The following is a 25,117-nucleotide window of genomic DNA, read 5'->3' on the forward strand; positions in this document are numbered from 1 at the left end:
GCCATTGTACACTTTTTTCCCGATTTAGGGGGGCCTGCGGAAGTCGCCACTGCAAGCGCGCATTGCAACCGCCGAAAATTAAGGCAACTGCCCGTTTATCGACCACCCCTTGAACCCCCGCAATCGAAGAAGGTGCAAGTGCCCTTACGCGGGTGCGACGATGCGAGGCGAAAACGCTTTCAACTCGATCGTAATGGGGCGCAAAATTTCTTCGCCGGCGAATGTGCACGCTTCTTGCATTGCGTCAAACGATGTACTCAAATGGTCGAAAAATAAGGGGACGACGCCTTTGGCATTTGACGAAATGATGAATGCGGACAGCAGTCCGCGCCGGCCATATTCGACTTATCATGAATGGTATGCCAGCCAGGACCGAAACCGGCTCATAGCGAAATCGAAAGAAGCCGAGAACATCTTCCGCAAGACGGGCATCACATTCGCCGTTTACGGACATGCGGATTCCTCCGAAAAGCTCATCCCCTTCGACCTAATTCCCCGCATCATTTCCGGCCGCGAATGGCGAAAGCTCGCCCAAGGTATCGAGCAGCGCGTACTCGCACTCAACGCCTTCCTGGATGACATCTACCACAAGCAGGAAATCATCCGCGCCGGCCGCATCCCGCGTGAGCTGATCGAGAAGAATGATGCCTTCCTGCCGCAGATGATCGGTTTCCGCCCGCCGGGTGGTGTTTACACCCACATCGTCGGCACCGACATCGTGCGAACCGGCGAGGATCAGTTCTACGTTCTGGAGGACAATGCCCGCACGCCGTCCGGCGTCAGCTACATGTTGGAAAACCGGGAAACCATGATGCAGATGTTCCCGGAACTCTTCCACCAGAATCGTGTCCGGCCGGTGGAGAACTATCCCTATCTGCTGCGCCAGAGTCTTTCCTCACTTGCGCCTCCAGGCTGCACCGGCAAGCCGCGCGTAGCGGTATTGACCCCTGGGATCTACAACTCCGCCTTCTATGAGCACGCCTTCCTTGCGGACATGATGGGCGTCGAACTGGTGGAAGGCTCGGATCTGCGCGTCATCGACGGCAAAGTGAAGATGCGCACGACCCGCGGCTATGAGGCGATCGACGTGCTTTATCGCCGCGTCGACGACGATTTCCTCGATCCACTGACCTTCCGACCCGATTCCGCACTCGGGATCCCCGGCATCATGGACGTCTATCGCGCCGGCAACATCACCATCGCCAACGCACCCGGCACCGGCATTTCGGACGACAAGGCGATCTATTCCTATATGCCGGAGATCGTCGAGTTCTATACCGGCCGCAAGCCGCTTCTCGAGAACGTACCGACCTGGCGCTGCTCGGAACAGCCGAGCCTGAAATACGTGCTCGAGCACCTGGACGAACTCGTCGTCAAGGAGGTGCACGGCTCCGGCGGCTACGGGATGCTCGTCGGCCCGACAGCGACGAAAAGGGAGCGCGCCGCCTTTGCCGAAAAGCTCAAGGAGCGCCCCGGCAATTACATCGCCCAGCCGACATTGTCGCTCTCGACCGTGCCGATCCTCGTCAACAAGGGCATAGCGCCCCGTCATGTGGACTTGCGTCCTTACGTCCTCGTCTCCGACAAGGTGCAGATCATCCCGGGCGGCCTGACGCGTGTCGCCCTGAAGGAGGGCTCACTGGTGGTGAATTCCAGCCAGGGCGGCGGCACCAAGGACACCTGGGTACTGGAGGACTGAGGCCATGTTGGGAAGAACTGCGAACGGCCTCTACTGGATGTTCCGCTATATCGAGCGGGCAGAGAATGGCGCCCGGCTGATCGACGCCGGCCTGCGCATGTCGCTGACGCGCAGCGAAGCGACGGAGGACGACTGGGAAGGCGTGCTGCAGAGTGCCGGGGTGCGCGAGCTTTACGACCAGGTGCACGACCAGCTGACGAGCAGCGACGCCATCGACTTTCTCCTGCGTGACCACGCCAACCCGTCGAGCGTCATGTCCTGCATCGAGGCCGGCCGCCACAATGCCCGCATGGTCCGCACGGCACTGACGCGGGAGACCTGGGAAGCCACCAACGAGTGCTGGATCGACATGAAGGCGATGCTCGCCAGGAAGGTGCGGCCCGCCGAGATGCCCGAGGTCATCGATGCCATCAAGCGGCGGGCCGGCCTGATCCGCGGCGCCTTCCACGGCACGATGCTCCGGAACGAAATTTTCAATTTCTCGCGCATCGGCACCTTCATCGAGCGAGCGGACAACACAGCCCGAATTCTCGACGTGAAATATTATGTACTGCTTCCGGCGGTCTCCGCGGTCGGCTCGTCTATGGACAATGTGCAATGGGAATCGATCCTGCGCTCGGTTTCCGCACACCGCGCCTATGGTTGGGTCTATGATGCCGAGCTCAGACCGGCCAACATCGCCGACTTCCTGATCTCGAACGGCCGCATGCCGCGCTCGCTTGCCTATTGCTACGAGAAGATCGTCAGCAATCTCGGCTATCTCGCGCGCGAATACGGCGAGAAGCATGCGGCCCACGAGACGGCGGAACAGACGCTGGAATCTCTGCGCAGTCGCTCGATCGACGACATCATGGACCAGGGCCTGCACGAATATCTGGAAGAGTTCATCAGCCACAACAACCGTCTGGGGCAGGAAATCACCGACGGCTACCGGTTCTACCACTGAGGCTCAGGAGAGTGGGATGCACCTGAAGATCAGCCACACGACCGAGTATCGCTATGATGAACCGGTGCTCTACGCGCTGCAGCGGCTGCGCCTGACGCCGACGAGCCAACCTGGCCAGACGGTCCTGAATTGGCGCACGCTTGTCGAGGGTGCCGTCGTCGAGGTCGCCTATGACGATCACTTCGGCAATCGCACGCACCTCGTGAGCATCGATGCAGACCGGACGAGCTTCCGGATCGAGGCGAGCGGCGAGCTCGAAACCGAAGACAAGGCTGGCGTATTGGGCCTGCAACAGTCCTGCGTGCCGCTATGGCTCTATCTGCGTGAAACGCCGCTTAGCAAAGCGGGCAAACGGGTCCGCGAGCTCGCGAGATCGGTCGAAGGCGAAACCGAACTCGATCGCATGCACGCGCTGATGGCAACGATCCACGAAACGGTCGAATACAAGGCCGGCGAGACGCACACGCGAACTACGGCCGAGGAGGCTTTGGAGCGCGGCAAAGGCGTGTGCCAGGATCACGCTCATATCCTCATCTCCGCCGCGCGTGCGCTGGGGCTGCCGGCCCGGTACGTCTCCGGCTATTTGATGGTGGAGGGCCATCCGGAGCAGACTGCGAGCCATGCCTGGGCCGAAGTGCATATCGCCGGCCTGGGTTGGGTCGGCTTCGACCCCGCCAACAAGATCTGCCCCGACGACCGGTATGTCCGGCTTGCCTCGGGTCTCTGCTACCGCGACGCCGCACCGGTGTCAGGTTTGGTTCATGGTGTCGCCAGTGAAATGCTGAACGTTTCGGTGACAGTCGAGCAGCAACAGCAGGCGCAGAGTCAAAGCCAGAGCCAGGGCAACCAGAGCCAGACGCAGAGCCTTTAAGGCAGGCTGGATAGCCGCGAGGGCCCCTCATCCGCGCGACCGATAGTCCAAGTCCCCTCTCCCGCATGCGGGGAGAGGGCGAGGGTGAGGGGCGGAGCCTCCTTCAGGACGGCATCGTGCTTTGCGAAAACCGGTTTCGGTTTTCGGGCCCGATGCGCTATCGCGACGCAGACGACTGTAGCAGCCGGCAGAGCGAGACCAGCCCGCGGTCATAACCGCCGTTCACCACATCACGACAGCGTTTGATCACCATGCGCCGTTCATCCGCGGGCATGGCGTTGAAAGCGGCGAGCGACGCGCTGCCGGGTGCGCCGGGGCCGTCGCTGGCAGCCGGACCGGCTCCGCCAGCGGGTTTTGGTGCAGGCTCAGGTGCGAATATGCCGCCGTCACCGACAACGTCGTCGACGACAGAACCCGACCCGGCATTGTCACCGACGCCGGCGGTCACGGCGGCGTTGACGCCATTGCCGACGCCGGCGGTCACGGCGGCATTCGCGCCGTTGCCGCCGCCAACTGCCAGCAACGCAGCAGCGTTGGCGCCCTGGCCAGCACCTGCTCTGATATTCGCATCGATCCCTTGGCCACCGCCGACCGATGCGGAAGCCGAGGCATCGGCACGCCCCGATCCACCGACCGATGCGTCGACGTCAGCATTTGCGCCGGTGCCCAGGGACGCACCCGCATTGGCATTCACGCCATTCGAGCCTCCAAGCGACACATCGGCATCGATCGCTGCGCGTCCGCCAACGCTCTGCGCAAAGGAGGGGGTCACGAAAACCGTTGCAAACAGACCGAAAGTAACAATTGCGATTCTCTTGCGCATGTTCATCTCCTCAGCAATCCGGGCCCGAACGGCCCGATTGCACCAATAAGTCGGAACACGCCAATAGGTTTCATTGAGATGCACGGAATAGGATGTACAGACTTTCGCCTCGCACCCCACGGTGACTCGCGTCCAGGCACGGAGCAGCCGTCTCGACCCTTGAATCCTAACCATTCAACAGAGCCTATCTGGGCGAAGTTAGAGCGGGATGCGCTCGCACCGCCGCTCTATCGGTTTGTTTTTGCCGCATTTGTGCGACGCCAGGTGGTTTCACCTGACCGCAAAATGCTCTAGTGGCTGTCGCGCTCGACGACCGATCCGCGCGCGCCGACGAGAAAGTCGAGGTCGGCGCCGGTGTCGGCCTGCATGACGGTCTTGATGTAGAGACCGCCATAGCCGCCGGTGAGCGGCTTCACCGGCGAGACCCAGGCCGCGCGGCGGCGGGCAAGCTCCTCGTCGGAAACATGAAGATGCAGAGAGCGGTTCGGGATGTCGACCTCGATCAAATCACCGTTCTCGACCAGCGCCAGCGGTCCGCCTTCGGCCGCTTCCGGTGCAGTGTGGAGGATCACGGTGCCGTAAGCGGTTCCCGACATGCGCGCATCCGAAATGCGGATCATGTCCGTGATGCCCTTTTTGAGGACCTTCGGCGGCAGACCCATGTTGCCGACCTCGGCCATGCCGGGATAACCCTTTGGCCCGCAATATTTCAGCACCATGACGCAGTTCTCGTCGATGTCGAGATCCTCGCGATTGATGCGGGCGTGATAGTCCTCAATGCTCTCGAACACGACCGCGCGGCCCTTGTGCCGCATCAGGTGCGGCGAAGCGGCCGACGGCTTGAGCACGGCGCCGCGCGGCGCGAGATTGCCGCGCAGCACGGCGATACCACCCGACTTGGTCAATGCCTTTTCCCGCGGCAGGATCACCTCTTCGTTGTAGTTGACGACGCCCTTGACATCGTTCCCGATCGTGTCGCCGCTGACGGTGATTGCGTCATTGTGGAGCAATCCCATTTCGGCGACCGCCTTGATCACTACCGGCAGGCCGCCAGCATAATAGAACTCCTCCATCAGATATTTGCCGGAGGGTTGCAGGTTGACGATCGTCGGCACGTCGCGGCCGAGCCTGTCCCAATCATCGAGCGAGAGATCGACGCCGACGCGGCCGGCGAGAGCGAGAAGGTGCAGGACGGCATTGGTCGAGCCGCCGACCGCGCCGTTAACACGAATGGCGTTTTCGAAGGCTTGTTTCGTAAGGATATCGGAGGGCTTCAGATCCTCCTTGACCATCTCGACGATGCGGCGGCCGGTGAGCTGCGAGATCACCCGGCGTCGCGCGTCGACGGCTGGGATGGCGGCGTTGCCGGAAAGGGTCATGCCGAGCGCTTCCGCCATGGACGCCATGGTCGAGGCGGTGCCCATCGTCATGCAGCTTCCCGCCGAACGGGCCATCCCCTGCTCGGCATCCATGAACTCCTCCAGCGTCATCTCGCCGGACTTGACCATTTCCGAGAATTGCCAGATCGCTGTGCCGGAGCCGACATCCTTGCCGCGCCACTTGCCGTTGAGCATCGGTCCGCCGGAGACGACGATCGCCGGGATGTCGACACTCGCCGCGCCCATCAGAAGGCTTGGCGTGGTCTTGTCGCAGCCGCCGAGCAGTACGACGCCGTCGACCGGATTGCCGCGGATCGCCTCCTCGACATCCATCGCCGCGAGGTTGCGGAACATCATCGCGGTCGGCCTCAAGGTGCTTTCGCCCGTCGAAAAAACCGGGAATTCGACCGGGAAGCCGCCCGCCTCATAGACGCCCCGTTTCACGCGCTCGGCGAGGTCGCGAAGATGCGCATTGCAGGGGGTGAGTTCGGACCAGGTGTTGCAGATGCCGATGATCGGCCGCCCGTCGAAGGTGTCGGCGGGGAGCCCCTGGTTCTTCATCCAGGAGCGATGCATGATGGCATTCTTGCCCGTACCGCCGAACCATTCCTGCGAACGCAGCTTGCGCGGCCACTCAGCTTTCTTCTTCATCTCTTCCTTCCTTCAGGCCCCGGCGGGGCGGGCGGCAAACAGGCCGGCTCAAGCCAGCGTGTAGGCCGTCTTCACGGTTGTGTAGAATTCGGCCGCGTACTTGCCCTGTTCACGCGACCCGTAGGAGGATCCTTTGCGGCCGCCGAACGGCACGTGGAAATCGACGCCGGCCGTCGGCAGGTTGACCATCACCATGCCAGCCTCGGCATTGCGCTTGAAATGCGTTGCGTGCTTGAGGCTGGTAGTGGCGATACCGGAAGAAAGGCCGAACGGCGTGTCATTGGCGACGGCAAGCGCCTCCTCATAGTCCTTCACGCGGATGACCGCGGCGACCGGTCCGAAGATCTCCTCGCGCGCGATCCGCATCTGGTTATGTGCGTCGGTGAAGAGCGCCGGCTGCAGGTAGAACCCAGGCGAGTCGCGCTTGATGAGGTCGCCGCCGAAGGCGAGCTTCGCGCCCTCCTGCTTGCCGATGGCGATATAGTCCGTGTCCTGGTTCAACTGGCTCTGGTCGACGACCGGACCGATATGGGTGCCGGGCTTCAGCGCGTCGTCGACGACGAGGCCATGCATTCGCTCGCCCATCGCGGCGACGAACTTGTCATGGATGCCCTCGGTGACGATGATGCGCGAGGAGGCCGTGCAGCGCTGGCCGGTCGAGAAGAAGGCGGAGTTGACGGCCGCCTCAACGGCAACGGAAAGATCGGCATCGTCGAGTACGACGAACGGGTTCTTACCGCCCATCTCGAGCTGGAACTTGCGGTTATGCTCGACCGAAGCCATAGCGACGCGCTTTCCCGTACCGACAGAGCCGGTGAAGGTGATCGCCTGGATGTCCGGGCTTTCCAGCATTGCCTGGCCGACCACGGAGCCTTTGCCCATGACGAGGTTCAACACGCCTTTCGGCAGGCCAGCGCGGTGCAGGATGTCGGCGATTGCCCAGGAGCAGCCCGGAACCAGCTCGGCCGGCTTGAATACGACGGTGTTGCCGTAGGCGAGTGCCGGCGCGATCTTCCAGGCAGGGATGGCGATCGGGAAATTCCATGGCGTGATAATGCCGACGACGCCGACCGGCTCGCGGGTGATCTCGACGCCGATATTCGGGCGAACCGAGGGGATGACCTCGCCAGCCAACCGCAGGCACTCGCCGGCGAAGAATTCGAAGATCTGGCCGGCACGCACGGTCTCGCCGATGCCTTCAGCGAGCGTCTTGCCTTCCTCGCGCGACAAGAGCCGCCCGAGTTCGTCCTTGCGCGCCATGATCTCGTCGGCGGTCTTCTTGAGGATCGCGTGGCGTTCGAGAATGCCGGAGCGCGACCAGGCCGGAAAGGCCGCCTTTGCCGCCGCGATTGCCGCCTTCGCGTCGTCCGCGGTGGCGCGGGCATATTCGCCGACGACGTCGTTGGTATTCGAGGGATTGATGTTGGCGATGCCGTCGCCGCCGACCCATTCGCCGGCAATCAGGTTCTGGTGAAGTGTCATGAGCTTCAACCTCCTTGTTTTTTGTCCCAAGCGGCCGCCCGTCGCGGCATCGCTGCTATGGCAGGTACATCAGAGCTGACGTATGGCGATTTCTTCCTCGGCGCCGACCGCCAAGGGGTTGCGCAAGGCGAGGCCGAAATCCTCGGCCTCGATCTCGAAGACGTCCCCCGGCTCCGTACGGATGCCGTCGCCGAAGGAGAGCGTCGCGGTTCCGAACATGTGCACATGCACGTCGCCGGGCGTGCGGAAGAGATCGTATTTGAAGTGGTGATATTCGAGATTGGCGAAGCTGTGGGACATATTCGCCTCGCCGGAAAGGAAAGGCTTCTCCCACAGCACCTTGCCGCCACGCAGGATTCGCGAGGTGCCGCGGATATCGTCAGGCGCCGCGCCGATGCGGATCTCGGGACCGAAGCTCGCCTGTCTGAGCTTCGAATGCGCCAGCCAAAGGTAGTTGACGCGCTCGGTCTTGTGGTCGGAAAACTCATTGGCTACCGCAAAGCCAAGCCGATAGGGCAAGCCCCTATCGGAAATTACGTAGATGCCGGCCATTTCCGGCTCTTCGCCGCCGTCCTCGGCAAAAGACGGCGACGTCAGCGGCTTACCGGGTGCGACCGCGGCGGTGCCGTTGCCCTTGTAGAACCATTCCGGCTGGACGCCCTTTTCGCCGGCTTTCGGCTTGCCGCCTTCAAGCCCCATGCGGAACATCTTCATCGAATCGGTCAGCGCCTCTTCCGCCGCTTCGGTCGTCTTCTTGTGCATGGCGTCGCGCGTGGCCGCGGAACCGAGGTGCGTAAGCCCGGTTCCGGTCAAGTGGAGATGCGCCGGATCGGGATGGGTGATCGGCGGCAGCATCCGCCCCTCGGCATAGGCCTGCTCGAGATCGATCGCTTCGCCAAGCCCCTTGGCGTCGATGACGACCTGCAGGCTCTTGTCGGCATTGGCCGCTTCCATCGCCAAGGCGTAGACGCTGGCCGCGCCGTTGATGGCGCGTGCCGTTTCGCCCGGCTCCCGCACCGCGACAGCAATCGATCCGTCTTGCATTCTGACCTGAGAAATCAGCACGTTCCTGTCCTTCCTCATCTTTGGATGGAACCAGCCGCCTTCAACTCAAAGGCAAGCGGCGCCGGTTCCAGGGCGGTTCCAGGCCGCCCAGCTCGGCAGCCTCACGGCTGCCATTTGATAGCCGGTATGACGGGGCTTACCTGGAGAGCCGGTCAGCCCTTGCCCTTGTTCTTGTTGTAGACGTCGAAGAACACGGCTGCGAGCAGCACGAGGCCCTTGATGAGCTGCTGGTAATCAATACCGATGCCCATGATCGACATGCCGTTGTTCATCACGCCCATGATGAAGGCGCCGATCACCGCGCCGGTGATCTTGCCAACGCCGCCCGATGCCGACGCGCCGCCGATGAAGCAGGCTGCGATCACGTCGAGCTCGAAGCCGACGCCGGCCTTCGGGGTCGCCGAGTTCAGGCGCGCCGTGATGATCATGCCGGCAAGCGCGGCAAGCACGCCCATGTTGACGAAGGCATAGAAGGTGAGCCGCTCGGTATTGATGCCGGAGAGCTTGGCAGCCTTCTCATTGCCGCCCATCGCATAAATCCGGCGACCGACCGTCGAGCGCGTCGTGATGAAGGTGTAGAGGGCGATCAGAACGCCCATGACGATGAGGACGTTCGGCAGGCCGCGATAGGTCGCCAGCTGGAAGCCGAGGAACAGTGCGACGACGCCGATGACCGCCATCTGGATGGCGAAGAAGATGAAGGGCTCGTTCTCCGTGCCGTGCCGCTCATTGATCCGGCGATTGCGGAGCCCCGCGTAGAGGGCGTAGCCCACCAGCAGCAGTACGGCCACGAGCGCGACCATGTTCTTGATCAGGTCAGGCGTCACGTTCAAGAAAGAGAGGAAGTCCGGAACGAAGCCCGTCGAAAGCAGCTGGAACTCCTTCGGGAAGGGCCCGATCGGGCGTCCGCCGAGGACCACATAGGTCAGCCCGCGGAACACCAGCATGCCTGCCAGCGTGACGATGAACGATGGAATCTTCTGGTAGGCCACCCAATAGCCCTGCGCGGCCCCCATGATGCCGCCCACGACGAGACAGGCGGGAATGACCACGAAGGCCGGCAGCCCCCATTTGACGAGCATGATCGCCGAGATCGCGCCGATGAAGGCGACGATGGAGCCGACCGAAAGATCGATGTGGCCCGCCACGATGATCAGCAGCATGCCCAGCGCCATGATGACGATGAACGAGTTCTGCAGCACCAGGTTGGTGATGTTGACCGGCTTGAACAGCACGCCGTCGGTCACGAACTGGAAGAACAGCATGATGATCACGAGCGCGACCAGGAGGCCGTATTCGCGGATGTTGTTCCTGAGGTAGTCCCCGATCGACGGTTTGGTGGTGTGGGTGCTCGTATCGGCGACCATTAGTGTTTCTCCCCTGAACGCATGATGGCACGCATGATCGATTCCTGGCTTGCTTCCTCCTTGGAAAGCTCGGCCACGATGCGTCCCTCGTTCATGACATAGATGCGATCGCAGGTTCCGAGCAGCTCCGGCATTTCCGACGAGATCATCAGGATGCCTTTGCCCTCGGCCGCGAGTTGGTTGATGATGGTGTAGATTTCATACTTCGCGCCGATGTCGATGCCGCGCGTCGGCTCGTCGAGTATGAGAACTTCGGGATTGGTGAACAGCCATTTGGACAGCACGACCTTTTGCTGGTTGCCGCCCGACAGGTTCACCGCCTCCTGGTAGATCGAATGCGAACGGATGCGGAGCTTGGAACGATAATCCGATGCGACCTTCGCCTCCTTGCGCTCGTCGATGACCCCGTTCGAGGAAACCGCGCTCAGATTGGAGAGCGTGGTATTGTGCATGATGTTGTTGATCAGCACGAGACCGAGCTGCTTGCGGTCTTCCGTCACATAGGCAAGGCCCGCCTTGATCGCCCGCGGGATCGTGCTCACATCCACGGGCTTGCCGCGCATGGTCACCTCGCCGGTGATCTTATGGCCCCAGGACCTGCCGAAGAGACTCATCGCCGTTTCGGTTCGCCCGGCGCCCATCAGCCCCGCAATGCCAACGACTTCGCCCGCGCGGACCTTAAAGCTGACGTCGTGCAGGAACTGCCTGTCGCGGTGATGCTGATGGAAGACGTTCCAGTTGTTCACCTCGAGCAGCGTGTCGCCGATATTCGGTACGCGCGGGGGATAGCGATCCTCGAGCGCGCGTCCGACCATACCCTTGATGATCCGGTCCTCGCTGATGTCTTCCTTGTGACAGTCGAGCGTTTCGACTGTGCCGCCGTCGCGCAGGATGGTGATCTGGTCGGCTACCTTTTTGATCTCGTTCAGCTTGTGTGAGATGATGATCGACGTCATGCCCTGCTTGCGGAACTCCATGAGGAGCTTCAGGAGCGCGTCCGAGTCGTTCTCGTTGAGCGATGCGGTGGGCTCGTCGAGGATCAGGAGCCGCACCTTCTTCGAAAGCGCCTTGGCGATCTCGACCAGTTGCTGCTTCCCGACACCGATATCGGTGATGAGTGTCGCCGGAGACTCGTTCAGCCCGACCTTCTTCAGCAGTTCCTGCGTCCGCGCGAAGGTCTGCGGCCACTGAATGACCCCGTTGGTGGCGACTTCGTTACCCAGAAAAATGTTCTCGGCGATCGATAGCAGCGGCACCAGCGCCAGTTCCTGGTGGATGATGATGATGCCGATCTCTTCGCTGTCGGCGATCGTGCTGAAGCTTCTGACCTCGCCGTCGTAATAGATCTCGCCCTCATAAGTGCCGGCGGGATAGACGCCGCTCAATACCTTCATCAAGGTCGACTTGCCGGCGCCATTCTCACCGACGAGCGCATGGATTTCGCCTTCGCGGACCTTGAACGAAACGTTGTCCAGCGCCTTGACGCCGGGGAACGTCTTTGTAATACCCCGCATTTCGAGAATGATATTATCCATAACAGCCATTCCAGCGGCAGTCTCGCGAAGAGACTGCAGGCTTCCTCCCGCCGCGGCAATTCCCTGGATCGGTGACGAGGCCGAAGGAACGCGCGACAGTTCAAAGTTTTGAAGCAACCTTTGTGCATCTGCAAGATGCCGGCCACCTCAGGCAAAAGGGGTCCGCGGCCACCGCGGACCCCTCCGACAGGATCAGTTGTTGATCTGGTCTTCCGTGTAGTAGCCGGAGCCGACCAGCACTTCCTTGGCATTTGTCTTGTCGACCGAGACGGGCTTCAGCAGGTAGGACGGAACGACCTTGACGCCGTTTTCATAGGTCTTGGTGTCGTTCACTTCCGGCTCCTTGCCGTCCATGATGGCATTGACCATGTTGACGGTGACCTTGGCGAGCTCGCGGGTGTCCTTGAAGACGGTCGAATACTGTTCGCCGGCGAGGATCGACTTGACCGACGGCAGTTCGGCGTCCTGGCCGGTGACGATCGGCATCGGCAGGTCGCCGGAGCCGTAGCCAACGCCCTTCAGGGCCGAGATGATGCCAATGGAGAGACCGTCATAGGGCGAAAGAACGCCATCGACCTTGGCATCGGTATAGGTGGACGACAGCAGGTTTTCCATGCGGGACTGGGCAACGGAACCGTCCCAGCGCAGCGTGCCGACCTGGTCCATGCCCATCTGACCGGACTTCACGACGATCTTGCCGCTGTCGATCAGCGGCTGCAGGACCGACATGGCGCCGTCATAGAAGAAGAAGGCGTTGTTGTCGTCCGGCGAACCGCCGAAGAGTTCGATGTTCTTCGGCTCTTTTGCTTCGTCGAGCTTCAGGCCTTCGACGAGCGAGGTTGCCTGAAGGACGCCGACCTGGAAGTTGTCGAAGGTTGCGTAGTAATCGACATTGCCCGAATCGCGGATCAGGCGGTCGTAAGCGATGACCTTGACGCCGGAGTCGGCAGCCTTCTGCAGGATGTCGGAGAGCGTGGTGCCGTCGATGGCGGCAATGACGAGAACTTTCGCGCCCTTCGTCACCATGTTCTCGATCTGAGCCAGCTGGTTCGGAATATCGTCGTCGGCGAACTGCAGATCCGGCGTGTAGCCTGCTTCCTTGAACAGCTTCTCCATGGTTTCGCCGTCGGAAATCCAGCGGGTCGACGTCTTCGTCGGCATGGAGACGCCGACCATGCCCTTGTCCTGGGCGAATGCCGGCGCAGCGAATGAGGCGACGGTGATCGCCGCGGCTGCGAGAAGCGAATTAACAAATTTCATCAGATCTCTCCCTGAGTGTTGAGGCCGGCAGGCCGGAGCCCCCGTCTATGCGCAGCGACCCGCCGGCCCGAGAGCTGATCTCCGGCGGCGTTTCAAGATGAAGGAAGCCCTCCCCTCTTACATACTCCCGCATGCGCTGGCGCACAGGCTGCGAAACTGGAATCAATTGCCATAACTGTCAAATACAATATCGCTTTGCATGCATATCAAAATTGGTATACCACTCACAAAGAGTGTGATTTTTGAATCGCTTTATAAACGAGTTCGAAAGAATGATCCCTGACAACGCGATCGCACCTGCGGGCGAACCGCTCGACACCGGCCTTTTCCGGTCGGGGCTGAAGATCAATCACCTGCGCCTCGTGCTGGCGCTCGACGATCATCGCCGCATCAGCGCCGCCGCCGATTCCCTCGGCATCTCGCAGCCGGCCGCCTCGCGCATGCTTGCAGAGATCGAAGCGATCGTAAAGGCGCCGATCTGCGCACGCGTCGCCCGCGGCGTCGAGCTCACCAGCTACGGCGAGGCGCTGGCGCGGCGGGCCCGCACCATCTTCCTCGAACTACGCGAGGCCGCTCGCGAAATCAACGAGTTGAAATCGGGCAGCGGCGGCTCGGTGTCGATCGGCTCCGTCACCGGTCCGGCACTCAATCTTGCCGTGCCTGCGATCCGCCAGGTTTCCACCGCCTATCCCGGCATCGAGATCAATGTGCAGATCGACAACAGCAACGTGCTGACGCGCGAGTTGCTCGCCGCTCGCCACGACTTCGTCGTCGGCCGCATTCCCGACGACCTCAATCCACGCCTCTTCAAGCTGGTGGAGGTCGGCTTCGAGGAGGTCTGCCTGATCGTGCGGGAAGGCCATCCGCTCATGGAAAAGACCTCCGTGAGCGCCGACGACCTGCCCGGTTACGACTGGGTGTTCCAGCCGCCGGGCACGCTCTTGCGCCGCGCCGTGGAGGACAGCTTCCTCTCCGCCGGCGTCCCGCTGCCGTCGACCGTCATCAACACCTCCTCCATCATCCTGACGCTGTCGATCGTGCGCAACACCAATGCCATTGCCCCCGTCGCGCTCGACGTCGCCCGGCTGGTCGCCGGCAATGGCACGCAAGCCGGCGAGATCCGCATTCTGCCGACTGAGTTTCCGATCCGCCTCAAGCCATACGGCCTCATCACCGCCGAAGGCCGCGCCCTGCCCCCGAGCGCGAAGCTGCTCTACGACCTGATCCTGAAGCAAAGCCGGATGTGATCAGGCCCGCTTAATCTTCGCCCGGCAGGATGGCGCGTGCTAAACCCGCAAATCACGGAGGCTTCATGTTCGGCATGTCGGTGTTCCAATCGGTGCTCGAGCGCCTCAAGGCCGAGCGGGACGTCGAAGGAGTCGGCGAGGTATCGGACATCGATGGCCGCGCGTGGCAGACGCCGATCGATCGATCCCCCGCTTTTCTCGTGGGGACCCTTTCGCCCGCGCCAGCCGCCTTCGGCGCGGTTGATCGCGCCTATCGGGAGCTGGCGCCCACCGCAAGGATGGAGCCGCCGGTCATGCCGGCTCATCTGAGCCACACGAGCCTTGCCGAAGTCGCCGAAGAGCTTGCGATCACGGAAGACGAAACCGGCCTCACGCTCGCCGCCAAGCGCAGGCGCTTTGCTGCGGCGAACCATCCGGACAGGCTGCCGGCCGAGTTTCGCTCAAATGCGACCATCCGGATGAAGCTCGCCAATATGCTCATCGACGAGGCCACCAGGAGACTTGTTCGGCCGTGAGGGCGTATACCCACCTGGCCTGCCGGTCAGAGGGGGGGTGAGCTTGTCGCGCTCACTTAGGCTCGTCGGAGGTCACCGTTTCCTTCTCTTCCGGCTCCTTCGGCCGGTAGAAGATCAAAAGCGCGGCGCCGGCATAGGCGGTCACGGCCAGAAAGATCATCCCCCAGAGCGGCTGCCCGCCGTAGAACTCGACGGCGGTCCAGGCGGCGCAGAGGGCGACGATCAGCAGCCGGATCCATAGCGGCCGATAGAAAGGATGGTCCGGGTCGATGAATTTGATCATCTCATGCCTCTGAAGATATGCGCGCCGCTTCGGCGCCGACCACGGCACCAGGCATCTCAGGATGTCGAAACGTGCCGCAGTCTTTCTTGAACCGCGGCGATATGCAGTAGCGCATATTTCCATAAAGCGGAACCGATCCCGGGCAAATCCTCCCACCGCAACAGGCGAGGCGCGGCACGGGGCGTCTTGACGCCAGCAGGCTAAATGGAATAATTGTTCCGCATTCGCAATTTTTAGCCATTTCGTTCCGATTTGCGCGAGGACAGGCGGCAGGGCAGAATCGGCATGAGGGGCGCAGGAGAGGCAGACGGCGCGAGCACGCGCCACCAAATTTCCCTCCTTGGCTTCTAGATTCCGCGGGGCTCGTCGCCTCCGCGACGCCTTCGCGCGGTGAGCGGCAATCACCGCGCCCCACCCGGTCTCGGACCGGAATTCGAGAGAAACGAAGATGACAGTGAGATTTGGACTTTTGGGCGCCGGACGTATCGGCAAGGTTCATGCGAAAGCCGTCAGCGGCAATCCGGACGCCGTCCTTTTAGCTGTTGCCGATGCCTTTCCGGCCGCGGCGGAAGCAATCGCCAAGGCCTATGGCTGCGAGGTCCGCACCATCGAGGCGATCGAGGCGGCCGACGATATCGACGCCATCGTCATCTGCACGCCGACGGACACGCATGCCGACCTGATCGAGCGCTTCGCCCGCGCCGGCAAGGCGATCTTCTGCGAAAAGCCGATCGATCTCGATGTCGACCGCGTCAAGGCCTGCCTGAAGGTGGTTTCCGAGACAGGGGCGAAGCTGATGGTTGGCTTCAACCGCCGCTTCGACCCGCATTTCATGGCCGTGCGCAAGGCGATCGACGAGGGCAAGATCGGCGACGTCGAAATGGTGACGATCACCTCGCGCGATCCGGGCGCCCCGCCGGTCGACTATATCAAGCGCTCGGGCGGCATCTTCCGCGACATGACCATCCATGACTTCGACATGGCGCGCTTTCTGCTTGGCGAGGAGCCGGTTTCGGTGACCGCAACCGCCGCCGTTCTCGTCGACGAGGCGATCGGCGAAGCCGGCGACTACGACAGCGTCTCGGTCATCCTGCAGACGGCATCCGGCAAGCAGGCGATCATCTCCAACTCGCGCCGGGCCACCTATGGCTATGACCAGCGCATCGAAGTGCACGGCTCCAAGGGTGCCGTGTCGGCGGAGAACCAGCGTGCGGTTTCGATCGAAATCGCCAATGGCGAAGGCTACACCCGTCCGCCGCTGCATGACTTCTTCATGACGCGCTATACCGAGGCCTATGCCAACGAGATCGAGAGCTTCATCGCCGCGATCGAGAAGGGTGCGGAAATCACCCCCTCCGGCAAGGATGGCCTCGCTGCCCTTGCGCTCGCCGATGCGGCCGTGAAGTCGGTCGCCGAGAAGCGCCAGATCAGCATCGCCTGACGCAAAGCCTTCCACTACCAAATGAAATGGCCGGGTCACGCCCGACCTTTTTGTCGTGCGGCATCGGCGCAATCTCATGCATGCCCGGTCGCGGCGATTTCGCCATCGACGAGACTCAAGGCGCGGTCGAGATGGCCATCGAAGACGAGCTGCTGCTCGTCGAAAACCGCGGTGATTTCCGGCGCCCCCTGCAGCCGCACCTGCAGGGATTGCGCCAGCCCCTCCTCGACGCCTTTTTGCAAGAGGTCGAAATAGCGAAGGCCGGGCCCGGTGACGAAGATCGGCATGGTCTCGTAAAGGCTAATGAGCCGGGACATTCCGATGCCGAGGGCAATGCCCGCCTGGCGGAAGGCATAGCCGGACATGCGATGCCCCTGGCGCGCGCTCGCCGCGATCTTGTCCATCTCGGCAAGCGGCACGAATTTCGCCGGAATCGTATCGGCCGGCACCTCGAAGGCCGTGCGCAGGATGCCGTAGAAGCCCGCGGCCGCCTCGATGCAGCCATGGGCGCCGCAGCGGCAGAGCCCGGCCGAGCTCGCATGCAGCATATGGCCGAAATTCGGGGCGGAGACATCGAGTTCACCCGAGCGCCCCCTCCGCGCAAGGCCCAGCCCGATGCTGTGGCCGAGCGAGACGGCGGCGAGGGCCTTGAAGTCGCCGTCCTTCGCTTCGGCCTGAGCCGCAAGCGCCTGGGCGACGAGCAGGGTCTCGTTGCTGAGCATCACCCGTGCCGGCCACTCCTCGCGCAGGAGTTTTGCGAAATCGAGCTCCTCGCCGCCGAAGACCGGCGACCAGATCAGCCGCGCACCCTCGGCCGCGACCAGCCCCTTGCTGCTGATCGAGATGGCAAGCACCTGCTTTTTACCGATGCGCGAACGTTCCAGCAGGCGATCGAGCGACGCCGCAAAGCGCCGCCCGAAAGCAGCCGCACCGGCATGATCCCGGTCGCGCGCCTCTTCGAAACGATCGAGCAGCACCCCGCCATAGTCGGCGAGCGAGTATTGGACGATATCGGAGGAAATGCGCACGACGATCACGTATCCGCAATCGCGGTTCGGCGCGAAGAGCACGCGTGGTCGCCCCCTGCCCCCCTGGACGTGGTGCTCTCTCTTGGCAATGACGCCAATGCGCTCCAGTTCGGCGGTAATTGCGGAGACCGTCGCCGAGGCAAGGCCGGTCTGCTCGGCGATGTCCGTGTGCGCGAGCGCGCCCTTGCGGCGGAGCGCCGACAGTACGAGTGCCGAATTCTGCTGACGCACGAGTTCGGTGCTGGACCTGGTCAGCATACTTCGCCTCTGGCCACCGCGGCCGCTCGAATCACATGCTCCTCCCAAAACATCGGCCGCTCGAATACGCGGTAATGCGCTTGTTGACAGCCTTCTAAAACTCTGACATCTATTTTCTCGACTGTCGAGAAAAAAGCCTGCCGCGAGTGGCGGCGATGATTTGAGACAGCGGTTAACGGCTCGTCGGATGCGCTCGGGAGGTTCGTGCGTGTCAACTCAAGCCATTGGGAGGTAAATAATGAAATCCGTTCTGAAGCTGATGGCAGGTGCCGCCATCATCGCATCCATGCATTCCGCAGCGGTCGCGAAGGACCTCGTCATCGGCGTCTCCTGGTCGAACTTCCAGGAAGAGCGCTGGAAAACCGACGAGGCTGCCATCAAGGCCGCGCTTGAGGCCTCCGGCGACAAGTACATTTCCGCCGACGCGCAGTCCTCTGCCGCAAAGCAGCTCACCGACATCGAATCGTTGATCGCCCAAGGGGCCAATGCGCTGATCGTGCTTGCGCAGGACTCCGACGCGATTGCGCCTGCGATCGAGAAGGCGACCGCCGAAGGCATCCCGGTCGTTGGCTACGACCGCCTGATCGAGAACCCGGACGCCTTCTACATCACCTTCGACAACAAGGAAGTGGGCCGCATGCAGGCGCGCGAAGTGTTCAAGGTGAAGCCGGAAGGCAATTTCGTCTTCATCAAGGGCTCCTCCTCCGACCCGAACGCCGATTTCCTCTTCGCCGGCCAGATGGAAGTGCTGAAGGAAGCGGTTGACGGCGGCAAGGTCAAGAATGTCGGTGAGGCCTATACCGACGGCTGGAAGCCGGAAAACGCCCAGAAGAACATGGAGCAGTTCCTGACGGCTAACGACAACAAGGTCGATGCGGTCGTCGCTTCGAACGACGGCACCGCCGGCGGTGCCATTGCCGCCCTTTCCGCCCAGGGCCTTGCCGGCTCGGTTCCGGTCTCGGGCCAGGATGGCGACCATGCCGCGCTCAACCGCGTCGCGCTCGGCACGCAGACGGTATCCGTCTGGAAGGATGCCCGCGAACTCGGCAAGAAGGCGGCTGAAATCGCCGCGGCGCTTGCCGGCGGCAAGACCATGGACGAGATCGAAGGCGTTCAGACCTTCAATGGCGGCCCGAAGGGCGTCGAGATGAAGTCCGTATTCCTCGCGCCGATGCCGATCACCAAGGACAATCTGAACGCCGTCATCGACGCCGGCTGGATTTCCAAGGAAGCCGCCTGCCAGGGCGTCCCCGCCGGCTCCGTTGCTGCCTGCAACTGAGGACGGACGCTTGCATTGACCTCAAGACGCCGCGACGGGAGCCCGTTGCGGCGTTTGCTTGAGGCGAAACGCTCTCGTCTTGCGCGGTGCTATGATGGCGGCGATGCCGCCGATAGGCACGGCGCTGCTGAAGCAAAAGTGGGGGACGGCCATGGCCGACACGACACATACCGCACATTTCAATCGCGCGCGCGGCGCGGACGAAAGCCCGGTGAAGCGCTTCTTCCGCGCCACCGAAATCGACACTCGCCTGCTTGGCATGGTCGGCGCGATGCTGATCATCTGGATCGGCTTCGACATGCTCTCCGGCGGCCTTTTCCTGACGCCGCGTAATCTCTGGAACCTCTCCGTACAGACCGCCTCGATCGCCGTGATGGCGACCGGCATGGTGCTCGTCATCGTCACGCGCAACATCGATCTATCGGTCGGTTCCATCCTCGGCTTCGTCGGCATGATCATGGGCGTACTGCAGGCGGAAATGCTGCCGCATGTGCTCGGCTTCAACCACCCTGCCACCTGGGTGATCACGCTTCTGGCCGGCCTCCTGCTCGGCGCATCGATCGGCGCTCTGCACGGCATGATCATCGCCTTTTTGAACGTGCCATCCTTCATCGTCACGCTCGGCGGCCTGCTCGTCTGGCGCGGCGCCACCTGGTTCGTCACCAGCGGCCGCACCGTCGCGCCGATGGACGCCACCTTCCGCCTGATGGGCGGCGGCACCGCCGGCTCGATCGGCGCCACGGCGAGCTGGGTCGTCGGCGTCATCGCCTGCGTGGCGATCGTCGTCAGCATCCTGCACTCGCGCCGGCAGCGCAAACGCTTCGGCTTCCCGCTTCGCCCGGTCTGGGCCGAATATTTCCTCTCGCTGGTAGGTTGCGCCCTCGTCCTCGGCGCAATCGCCATCGTCAACAGTTATCCCTGGCCGACCAACATCGCCCGCCGCTATGCCGAAGCCAATGGCATCGCCTGGCCGGAAGGCGGCCTCTTCATCGCCCATGGCATCGCCGTTCCGGTGCTGATCGCGATCGTCATCGGCATCATCATGACCTTCATTTCGACGCGTCTGCGTTTCGGCCGCTATGTCTTCGCGATCGGCGGCAATCCGGAAGCAGCCGAGCTCGCCGGCATCAAGACGCGCTGGGTGACCGTCCGCATCTTCGCGCTGATGGGCATGCTCTGCGCCGTCGCTGCGGCGATCTCGACGGCGCGCCTCAACGCCGCCACCAATGCACAAGGGGAGCTCGACGAGCTCTACACGATCGCCGCGGCCGTCATCGGCGGCACCTCGCTTGCCGGCGGCACCGGCACGATCGCCGGCGCCATGCTCGGCGCGCTCGTCATGCAGTCGCTGCAATCCGGCATGGTGCTGCTCGGCATCGACAGCCCGCTGCAGCGCATCGTCGTCGGCGTCGTGCTCGTCACCGCCGTCTGGCTCGACACCGTCTACCGCGCCCGCGCCAAGTAATCAGGAGTTCGAACATGACCGAACAACGCACTCCGCTCGTGGAAATGAAGAACATTTCCATCTCCTTCGGCGGCATCCATGCGGTGGACAACGCCTCCGTCGATCTTTACCCCGGCGAGGTCGTTGCGCTCCTCGGCCATAACGGCGCCGGCAAGTCGACGCTGATCAAGATTCTCTCCGGCGCCTACCGGCGCGATGCCGGCGAGATCCTGATCAACGGCGAGCCGGCCGAGATCAACAATCCGCGCGACGCCAAGAAATACGGCATCGAGACGATCTATCAGACGCTCGCCGTCGCCGACAATGTCGACGCCGCCGCCAACCTCTATCTCGGCCGGGAGCTGCGCACCGCTTGGGGCACACTCGACGACGTCGCGATGGAGGCGAAAGCCCGCGAGGTGATGGGGCGCTTGAACCCCAACTTCCAGCGCTTCAAGGAACCGGTAAAGGCGCTTTCCGGCGGCCAGCGCCAATCGGTGGCGATCGCCCGCGCCATCCTTTTCGATGCCCGCATCCTGATCATGGACGAACCGACGGCGGCACTCGGCCCGCAGGAGACGGCGCAGGTCGGCGAGCTCATCAAGCAATTGAAGCGCGAAGGCATCGGCATCTTCCTGATCAGCCACGACATCCACGACGTCTTCGACCTCGCCGACCGGGTCTCGGTGATGAAGAACGGCCAGGTCGTCGGCCACGCCCGCACCGAGGACGTCACCAAGGACGAGGTGCTGGGCATGATCATCATGGGCAAGGTGCCAGCCAAGGCGATCCCCGGCCCCGGCGCCATGCAGATGGCGTAAGCCGGTCCCGCCTTTCGATGCCGCATCCCCGCGATGCGGCATTGTTGTTGGGGTGACGACCCGCAGAGAGCGATGCAGGGCGAACACAGGCCGTCGGGGGAATCGAATTTCCCCCGCAATCTCCCGCAATTGACCATTGAAGCGCAACGCAAGCTAGGCTAAGAACCCCTCACAGCCTGCTTCGGCGGCCCTGCCGCCAACGGATGCACCCGTAGCTCAGCTGGATAGAGTGTTGGATTCCGATTCCAAAGGTCACAGGTTCGAATCCTGTCGGGTGCGCCATTCTTGTTCTTTCTGCATCGCCACATAAGTGCGGTCTGGACACCGCTAAGCACGGTTTCTGACCCATAAGCGCGGACTGCAATTCGAAGGCGTTGTCGACTGGAAGTGCATTCCCACAAGCACGCTTCCGGGCCGTTTATCCGACGAGCAGGCTCGCCCAAGGTTCGCGTCTTCATCGAAGCACTTGTGAGCGCACTCACGGAGATCAAGGGATCGGGTGCGTGATTCCTTGACTCGGCAACGGTTCGCGTGCTCGCGAATGCCACGCATCGCTGCTCTCGTGAGCCGGCGGCGCCGAGCGCCGCCGGCCCTTGCTGCTAGGACTCGATAAATGCGAGCAGGTCGGGATTGATGACATCGGCATGGGTCGTCAGCATGCCATGCGAGTAGCCCTCATAGACTTTAAGCGCGCCGTTCTTCAGCAGCCTCACCGCGAGACGAGCCGAACTGTCGATCGGCACGATCTGATCGTCGTCCCCATGCATGACCAGCGTCGGCACCTCGACCTTCTTGAGATCCTCGGTGAAATCGGTTTCGGAGAATGCCTTGATGCCGTCGTAATGAGCCTTGGCGCTGCCCATCATGCCCTGCCGCCACCAATTCTGGATCGCACCGGTCGAGACCTTCGCCTCGGGGCGGTTGAATCCATAGAAGGGCCCACTCGGCAGATCGAGGAAGAATTGTGCGCGGTTTGCCGCGAGCTGGGCCCGCAGGCCGTCGAACACTTCCATCGGCAGCCCGCCGGGATAGGCTTCCGTCCTGAGCATGATCGGGGGAACGGCACCGACCATCACGAGCTTGGCTACGCGGCCGGCACCGTGGCGGGCGACATAGGCGAGTGCCTCGCCGCCGCCCGTGGAGTGGCCGATATGGATGGCGTCGCGGAGATCGAGCTCAGTCGCAAGCGCGGCGACATCCGCGGCATAGTGGGCGATGTCGTGGCCCTCGCTGACCTGAGTCGAGCGGCCGTGGCCGCGCCGGTCGTGGGCGATCACGCGGTAGCCCTTGCTCAGGAAATAGAGCATCTGCGCGTCCCAGTCGTCCGAGGTAAGCGGCCAGCCGTGGTGGAATACGATCGGCTGGCCCGAGCCCCAATCCTTGTAGAAGATCTCGACGCCGTCTTCGGTCTTGATGAAGTTCTGGGTCATGGGAACCGTTCCTTTGCTTTGGTTCGAAAATGAGTTGCCGCCGCGGACCGTCTGCACCTGATCCGGGCACAGCAGATGCGCGGGAAGATAGCTTCGTCCGAGAGTCCGGCCGGCGAAGCTCGCTCTGCGCCCCCTCGCCGCCGCACCTCGAAGCCTAACGACGCCTCCGGACAAGTCTTGTCGGTTTCCGTTGTGTTTTGGATAAAAGCGCCCGCGTCGCGTGCGAATGCTTGCGCTCAGTTGCGACCGAGATGGGGCAGATTTATCGACAACAGATGGTTGACCACGGGCGCCTCTGGACCCCTGTGGAAGCCGCGAACTTCCTGCTGCACGTCGGCGTCGGCCTTCGAGACGCGCCGGTGCTGGCGAAGGTGCTCGGCCCAGGATTCGACCATGAACCACTCAACAATCCTCTGCGGATCGGCGGCGTCCTCGGTGACGCCCCAGCCATAGGCGCCATCGCGGCGGCGCTCTCCGGAGAGCTTGGCGAGCGCCTTCAGAAAATCGCTCCGGTCGCTTTCGTCGACCCGGTATTCGATCGTGACGAGCACGGGACCGCGATCATGCTCGACGGGGGCAGCCGTGAGAGGTTCGGGCCAGTGGTTGGATGCCACCAGGTCCGCGTCGCCCTTTGGCAGCTTGACGAGGTGGAAGATGAGCCCGGCCACGGCAAGTCCAACAGCGCCGAGAACAAGGGTCGTCGGAACGCCGGCGATCTCCGCGACGGCACCCCAGGCAAGGCTCCCGGCCGTCATCGCCCCGTTGAACACCGTAAGATAGACAGCGAGCGAACGTCCCCGAACCCAGTTCGGCAGGATCAATTGTGCGGCCCCGTTCAGTGTCGTCAGCGCAGTGATCCAGGCGGCTCCGAGGGCAAGCAGAGCCAGAATAGCGATCCATCTGGCCGGTGCGAAGGAGAGCCCGGCCATCACGGCCGCCGTGACGATCGCCGAGCCGAGCAACAGTGCGTCCGCATCGAGCTTTGCGCGAAGTTTCGGCATCGCCAGCGCACCGCCGATGGCACCGGCGCCGACCGCGCCGAGCAAGATGCCGTAGAAGCCGGCATCGCCGCCGAGAAGATTGCGGGCGACTAGGGGCAGAAGCGCCCAGACCGAACTCGAAAAAGCGAAGAATGCGGCCGCCCGGAAAAGCAAGACATGCAGTTCGCGGCTCGCCCTCGCATAGCGCAGACCAGCGCGGAACGCTCCGAAGAAGCGTTCGGACAAGCCGTCGTCGACATCAGGCGCGCGCCTCCACCAGATGAGGGCAGCGATGACGAAAATGTAGCTGATAACGTCAACGCCATAGGTGAAGGCTGCGCCGAACCAGGCAAGCAGCAGGCCGCCGACTGCCGGTCCGATCGCTCGGGAGATGTTGATGCCGAGCGAGTTGAGCGCTACGGCACCTTTGAGATCCTGCTTTGGGACGAGTTCGGGAACGATGGCTTGCCAGGTCGGCGCCATCAGCGCCGCTCCGATACCCCCGACGAAGGTGAATGTAATCAGGGACGTGATAGTCTGCAACCCCGTCGCAGACAGCAACATGAGGCAGATGCTGGCTCCGGCAAGCAGAAGCTGGATGATGATCAGGAACTTGCGGCGGTCGAGAATGTCCGACAGCACACCGGCAGGGATCGCGAGGAGGAAGATCGGGAGCGTCCCCGCAGCCTGCACCGCCGCGACGGCGGCGGGGGCGTTCGAGAGGTCGGTGACAAGCCATGAGCTTGCGACATCGCGGATGAAGCTACCGGTGTTGCCGACGATGGTCGCCACCCAGAGAATGGCGAAGGTCTTCTGGCGAAGCGGCGCGAACCCGCCGCCAGCCGCCGGGGTTGCAGACAGAGAGCTCATGAAGTCCGTCCCTTTCCGGGAGCGCCATGTTCACGCAGGTCGTTCCAGGCGACCAGAGTGAACGCGCCAACGAGTCCGACATGTTCGAAGAAGCCGTTCATGGCCATCGCGCGCTCCATTCCAGACGGCAATTCCCAGAAGCGAAGCGCGATGAAGGTCGCGGCGAGCGTGAAGACCGCAAGCGCAAGCGCGGCAGCCCAGCGGTAAATGCCGGTAAGGATGAGCGCCGACATCGATAGCTCGAAGACGATAACGCCGATGGCGAAAAACGGCGCCGGCTGCAACCCGAAATGCTCCATTTCGGCGAGCGCGCCCGGAAAGTCGAAGATCTTCACGAGTGGCCCTTGAATATAAGCGGAGCAGAGGGCGAACAGGGCCAGAAAGTGGAGTGCCGGTGTGCGGGACGTCCGTGGAGCCGCAAAAAATCGAAGACTTGTCATCTG

The 25,117-nt window shown here is 62.6% G+C and carries 21 protein-coding genes and 1 tRNA gene; 10 read left to right on the forward strand and 12 right to left on the reverse strand.

Annotation, left to right across the window (positions count from 1 at the left end):
• Positions 1-304: 304 nt before the first annotated feature.
• From J2Z31_RS01350 to J2Z31_RS01360, 3 genes are read left to right on the forward strand one after another with little or no spacing between them, the layout of a single operon-like run.
• Positions 305-1,699 (forward strand): circularly permuted type 2 ATP-grasp protein, encoded by a 1,395-nt coding sequence (locus J2Z31_RS01350; protein WP_209601035.1) that lies wholly within the window; start codon positions 305-307, stop codon positions 1,697-1,699.
• Between the two features lie 4 nt (positions 1,700-1,703).
• Positions 1,704-2,645: an alpha-E domain-containing protein gene (locus J2Z31_RS01355; RefSeq protein WP_209600079.1), complete on the forward strand. Its 942-nt coding sequence runs from the start codon at positions 1,704-1,706 to the stop codon at positions 2,643-2,645.
• 16 nt (positions 2,646-2,661) lie between these two features.
• Positions 2,662-3,516: a transglutaminase family protein gene (locus tag J2Z31_RS01360; RefSeq protein WP_209600080.1), complete on the forward strand. Its 855-nt coding sequence runs from the start codon at positions 2,662-2,664 to the stop codon at positions 3,514-3,516.
• Positions 3,517-3,673: 157 nt separating this feature from the next.
• Here J2Z31_RS01360 and J2Z31_RS01365 read toward each other — a convergent pair whose 3' ends face one another.
• From J2Z31_RS01365 to chvE, 7 genes are all read right to left on the reverse strand, one after another.
• Entirely contained in the window at positions 3,674-4,339 is a 666-nt protein-coding gene (locus J2Z31_RS01365; protein ID WP_209600081.1) for a hypothetical protein, read from the reverse strand.
• 290 nt (positions 4,340-4,629) lie between these two features.
• Positions 4,630-6,369, reverse strand: coding sequence for an L-arabinonate dehydratase (gene araD, locus J2Z31_RS01370; protein WP_209600082.1), 1,740 nt, complete (start codon positions 6,367-6,369; stop codon positions 4,630-4,632).
• Positions 6,370-6,417: 48 nt separating this feature from the next.
• Entirely contained in the window at positions 6,418-7,851 is a 1,434-nt protein-coding gene (locus J2Z31_RS01375; protein WP_209600083.1) for an aldehyde dehydrogenase family protein, read from the reverse strand.
• Positions 7,852-7,920: 69 nt separating this feature from the next.
• Positions 7,921-8,916 carry an AraD1 family protein gene (gene araD1 / locus J2Z31_RS01380; protein WP_209600084.1) on the reverse strand — a complete coding sequence of 332 codons (996 nt, stop codon included), beginning with the start codon at positions 8,914-8,916 and terminating at the stop codon, positions 7,921-7,923.
• 152 nt (positions 8,917-9,068) lie between these two features.
• Complete coding sequence (gene mmsB, locus J2Z31_RS01385) at positions 9,069-10,283, reverse strand: multiple monosaccharide ABC transporter permease (protein WP_209600085.1); 1,215 nt, start codon at positions 10,281-10,283, stop codon at positions 9,069-9,071.
• Positions 10,283-11,818 (reverse strand): multiple monosaccharide ABC transporter ATP-binding protein, encoded by a 1,536-nt coding sequence (gene mmsA, locus J2Z31_RS01390; RefSeq protein WP_209600086.1) that lies wholly within the window; start codon positions 11,816-11,818, stop codon positions 10,283-10,285. Before mmsA ends, mmsB begins: the two co-directional genes overlap by 1 nt.
• Before the next feature lie 192 nt (positions 11,819-12,010).
• Complete coding sequence (gene chvE, locus J2Z31_RS01395) at positions 12,011-13,078, reverse strand: multiple monosaccharide ABC transporter substrate-binding protein (RefSeq protein ID WP_209600087.1); 1,068 nt, start codon at positions 13,076-13,078, stop codon at positions 12,011-12,013.
• Positions 13,079-13,350: 272 nt separating this feature from the next.
• Here chvE and J2Z31_RS01400 point away from each other — a divergent pair, with 272 nt between their 5' ends.
• Positions 13,351-14,325: a LysR family transcriptional regulator gene (locus J2Z31_RS01400; RefSeq protein WP_209600088.1), complete on the forward strand. Its 975-nt coding sequence runs from the start codon at positions 13,351-13,353 to the stop codon at positions 14,323-14,325.
• 65 nt (positions 14,326-14,390) lie between these two features.
• Positions 14,391-14,840 (forward strand): hypothetical protein, encoded by a 450-nt coding sequence (locus tag J2Z31_RS01405; RefSeq protein WP_209600089.1) that lies wholly within the window; start codon positions 14,391-14,393, stop codon positions 14,838-14,840.
• 52 nt (positions 14,841-14,892) lie between these two features.
• Here the strand turns inward: J2Z31_RS01405 and J2Z31_RS01410 are convergent, their stop codons facing one another.
• Positions 14,893-15,123 carry a hypothetical protein gene (locus J2Z31_RS01410; RefSeq protein WP_209600090.1) on the reverse strand — a complete coding sequence of 77 codons (231 nt, stop codon included), beginning with the start codon at positions 15,121-15,123 and terminating at the stop codon, positions 14,893-14,895.
• A gap of 448 nt (positions 15,124-15,571) precedes the next feature.
• On the opposite strand from J2Z31_RS01410, the gene iolG reads away from it, so the two are divergent.
• Entirely contained in the window at positions 15,572-16,564 is a 993-nt protein-coding gene (gene iolG / locus J2Z31_RS01415) for an inositol 2-dehydrogenase (protein WP_209600091.1), read from the forward strand.
• A gap of 74 nt (positions 16,565-16,638) precedes the next feature.
• On the opposite strand, the gene J2Z31_RS01420 is transcribed toward iolG, so the two are convergent.
• The gene (locus tag J2Z31_RS01420) at positions 16,639-17,850 is read right to left on the reverse strand and encodes an ROK family transcriptional regulator (RefSeq protein ID WP_209600092.1); all 1,212 of its coding nucleotides are present in this window, start codon (positions 17,848-17,850) and stop codon (positions 16,639-16,641) included.
• A 238-nt stretch (positions 17,851-18,088) separates the two neighbouring features.
• Between J2Z31_RS01420 and xylF the strand changes: the two genes are divergently transcribed.
• The 4 genes from xylF to J2Z31_RS01440 all read left to right on the forward strand — a co-directional run bounded on the left by xylF (position 18,089) and on the right by J2Z31_RS01440 (position 21,676).
• On the forward strand, positions 18,089-19,129 hold the full coding sequence (gene xylF, locus J2Z31_RS01425; protein ID WP_209600093.1) for a D-xylose ABC transporter substrate-binding protein: 1,041 nt from the start codon (positions 18,089-18,091) through the stop codon (positions 19,127-19,129).
• A gap of 151 nt (positions 19,130-19,280) precedes the next feature.
• The gene (locus J2Z31_RS01430) at positions 19,281-20,594 is read left to right on the forward strand and encodes a sugar ABC transporter permease (protein WP_209600094.1); all 1,314 of its coding nucleotides are present in this window, start codon (positions 19,281-19,283) and stop codon (positions 20,592-20,594) included.
• Between the two features lie 14 nt (positions 20,595-20,608).
• The gene (locus J2Z31_RS01435; protein ID WP_209600095.1) at positions 20,609-21,394 is read left to right on the forward strand and encodes an ATP-binding cassette domain-containing protein; all 786 of its coding nucleotides are present in this window, start codon (positions 20,609-20,611) and stop codon (positions 21,392-21,394) included.
• 205 nt (positions 21,395-21,599) lie between these two features.
• Positions 21,600-21,676 (forward strand) — tRNA-Arg (locus J2Z31_RS01440).
• 317 nt (positions 21,677-21,993) lie between these two features.
• Here the strand turns inward: J2Z31_RS01440 and J2Z31_RS01445 are convergent.
• The 3 genes from J2Z31_RS01445 to J2Z31_RS01455 form a co-directional block, all read right to left on the reverse strand.
• A complete protein-coding gene (locus J2Z31_RS01445) occupies positions 21,994-22,824 on the reverse strand; it encodes an alpha/beta fold hydrolase (protein ID WP_209600096.1) in 831 nt (276 codons plus the stop codon).
• Positions 22,825-23,060: 236 nt separating this feature from the next.
• On the reverse strand, positions 23,061-24,674 hold the full coding sequence (locus J2Z31_RS01450) for an MFS transporter (protein WP_408022003.1): 1,614 nt from the start codon (positions 24,672-24,674) through the stop codon (positions 23,061-23,063).
• Positions 24,671-25,114, reverse strand: a complete 444-nt coding sequence (locus tag J2Z31_RS01455; protein ID WP_209600097.1) for a DoxX family protein — start codon at positions 25,112-25,114, stop codon at positions 24,671-24,673. The genes J2Z31_RS01450 and J2Z31_RS01455 overlap by 4 nt, the downstream gene beginning before the upstream one ends.
• Positions 25,115-25,117 lie beyond the last annotated feature (3 nt).

The organism is Sinorhizobium kostiense (genome assembly GCF_017874595.1).
GTDB lineage: Bacteria > Pseudomonadota > Alphaproteobacteria > Rhizobiales > Rhizobiaceae > Sinorhizobium > Sinorhizobium kostiense.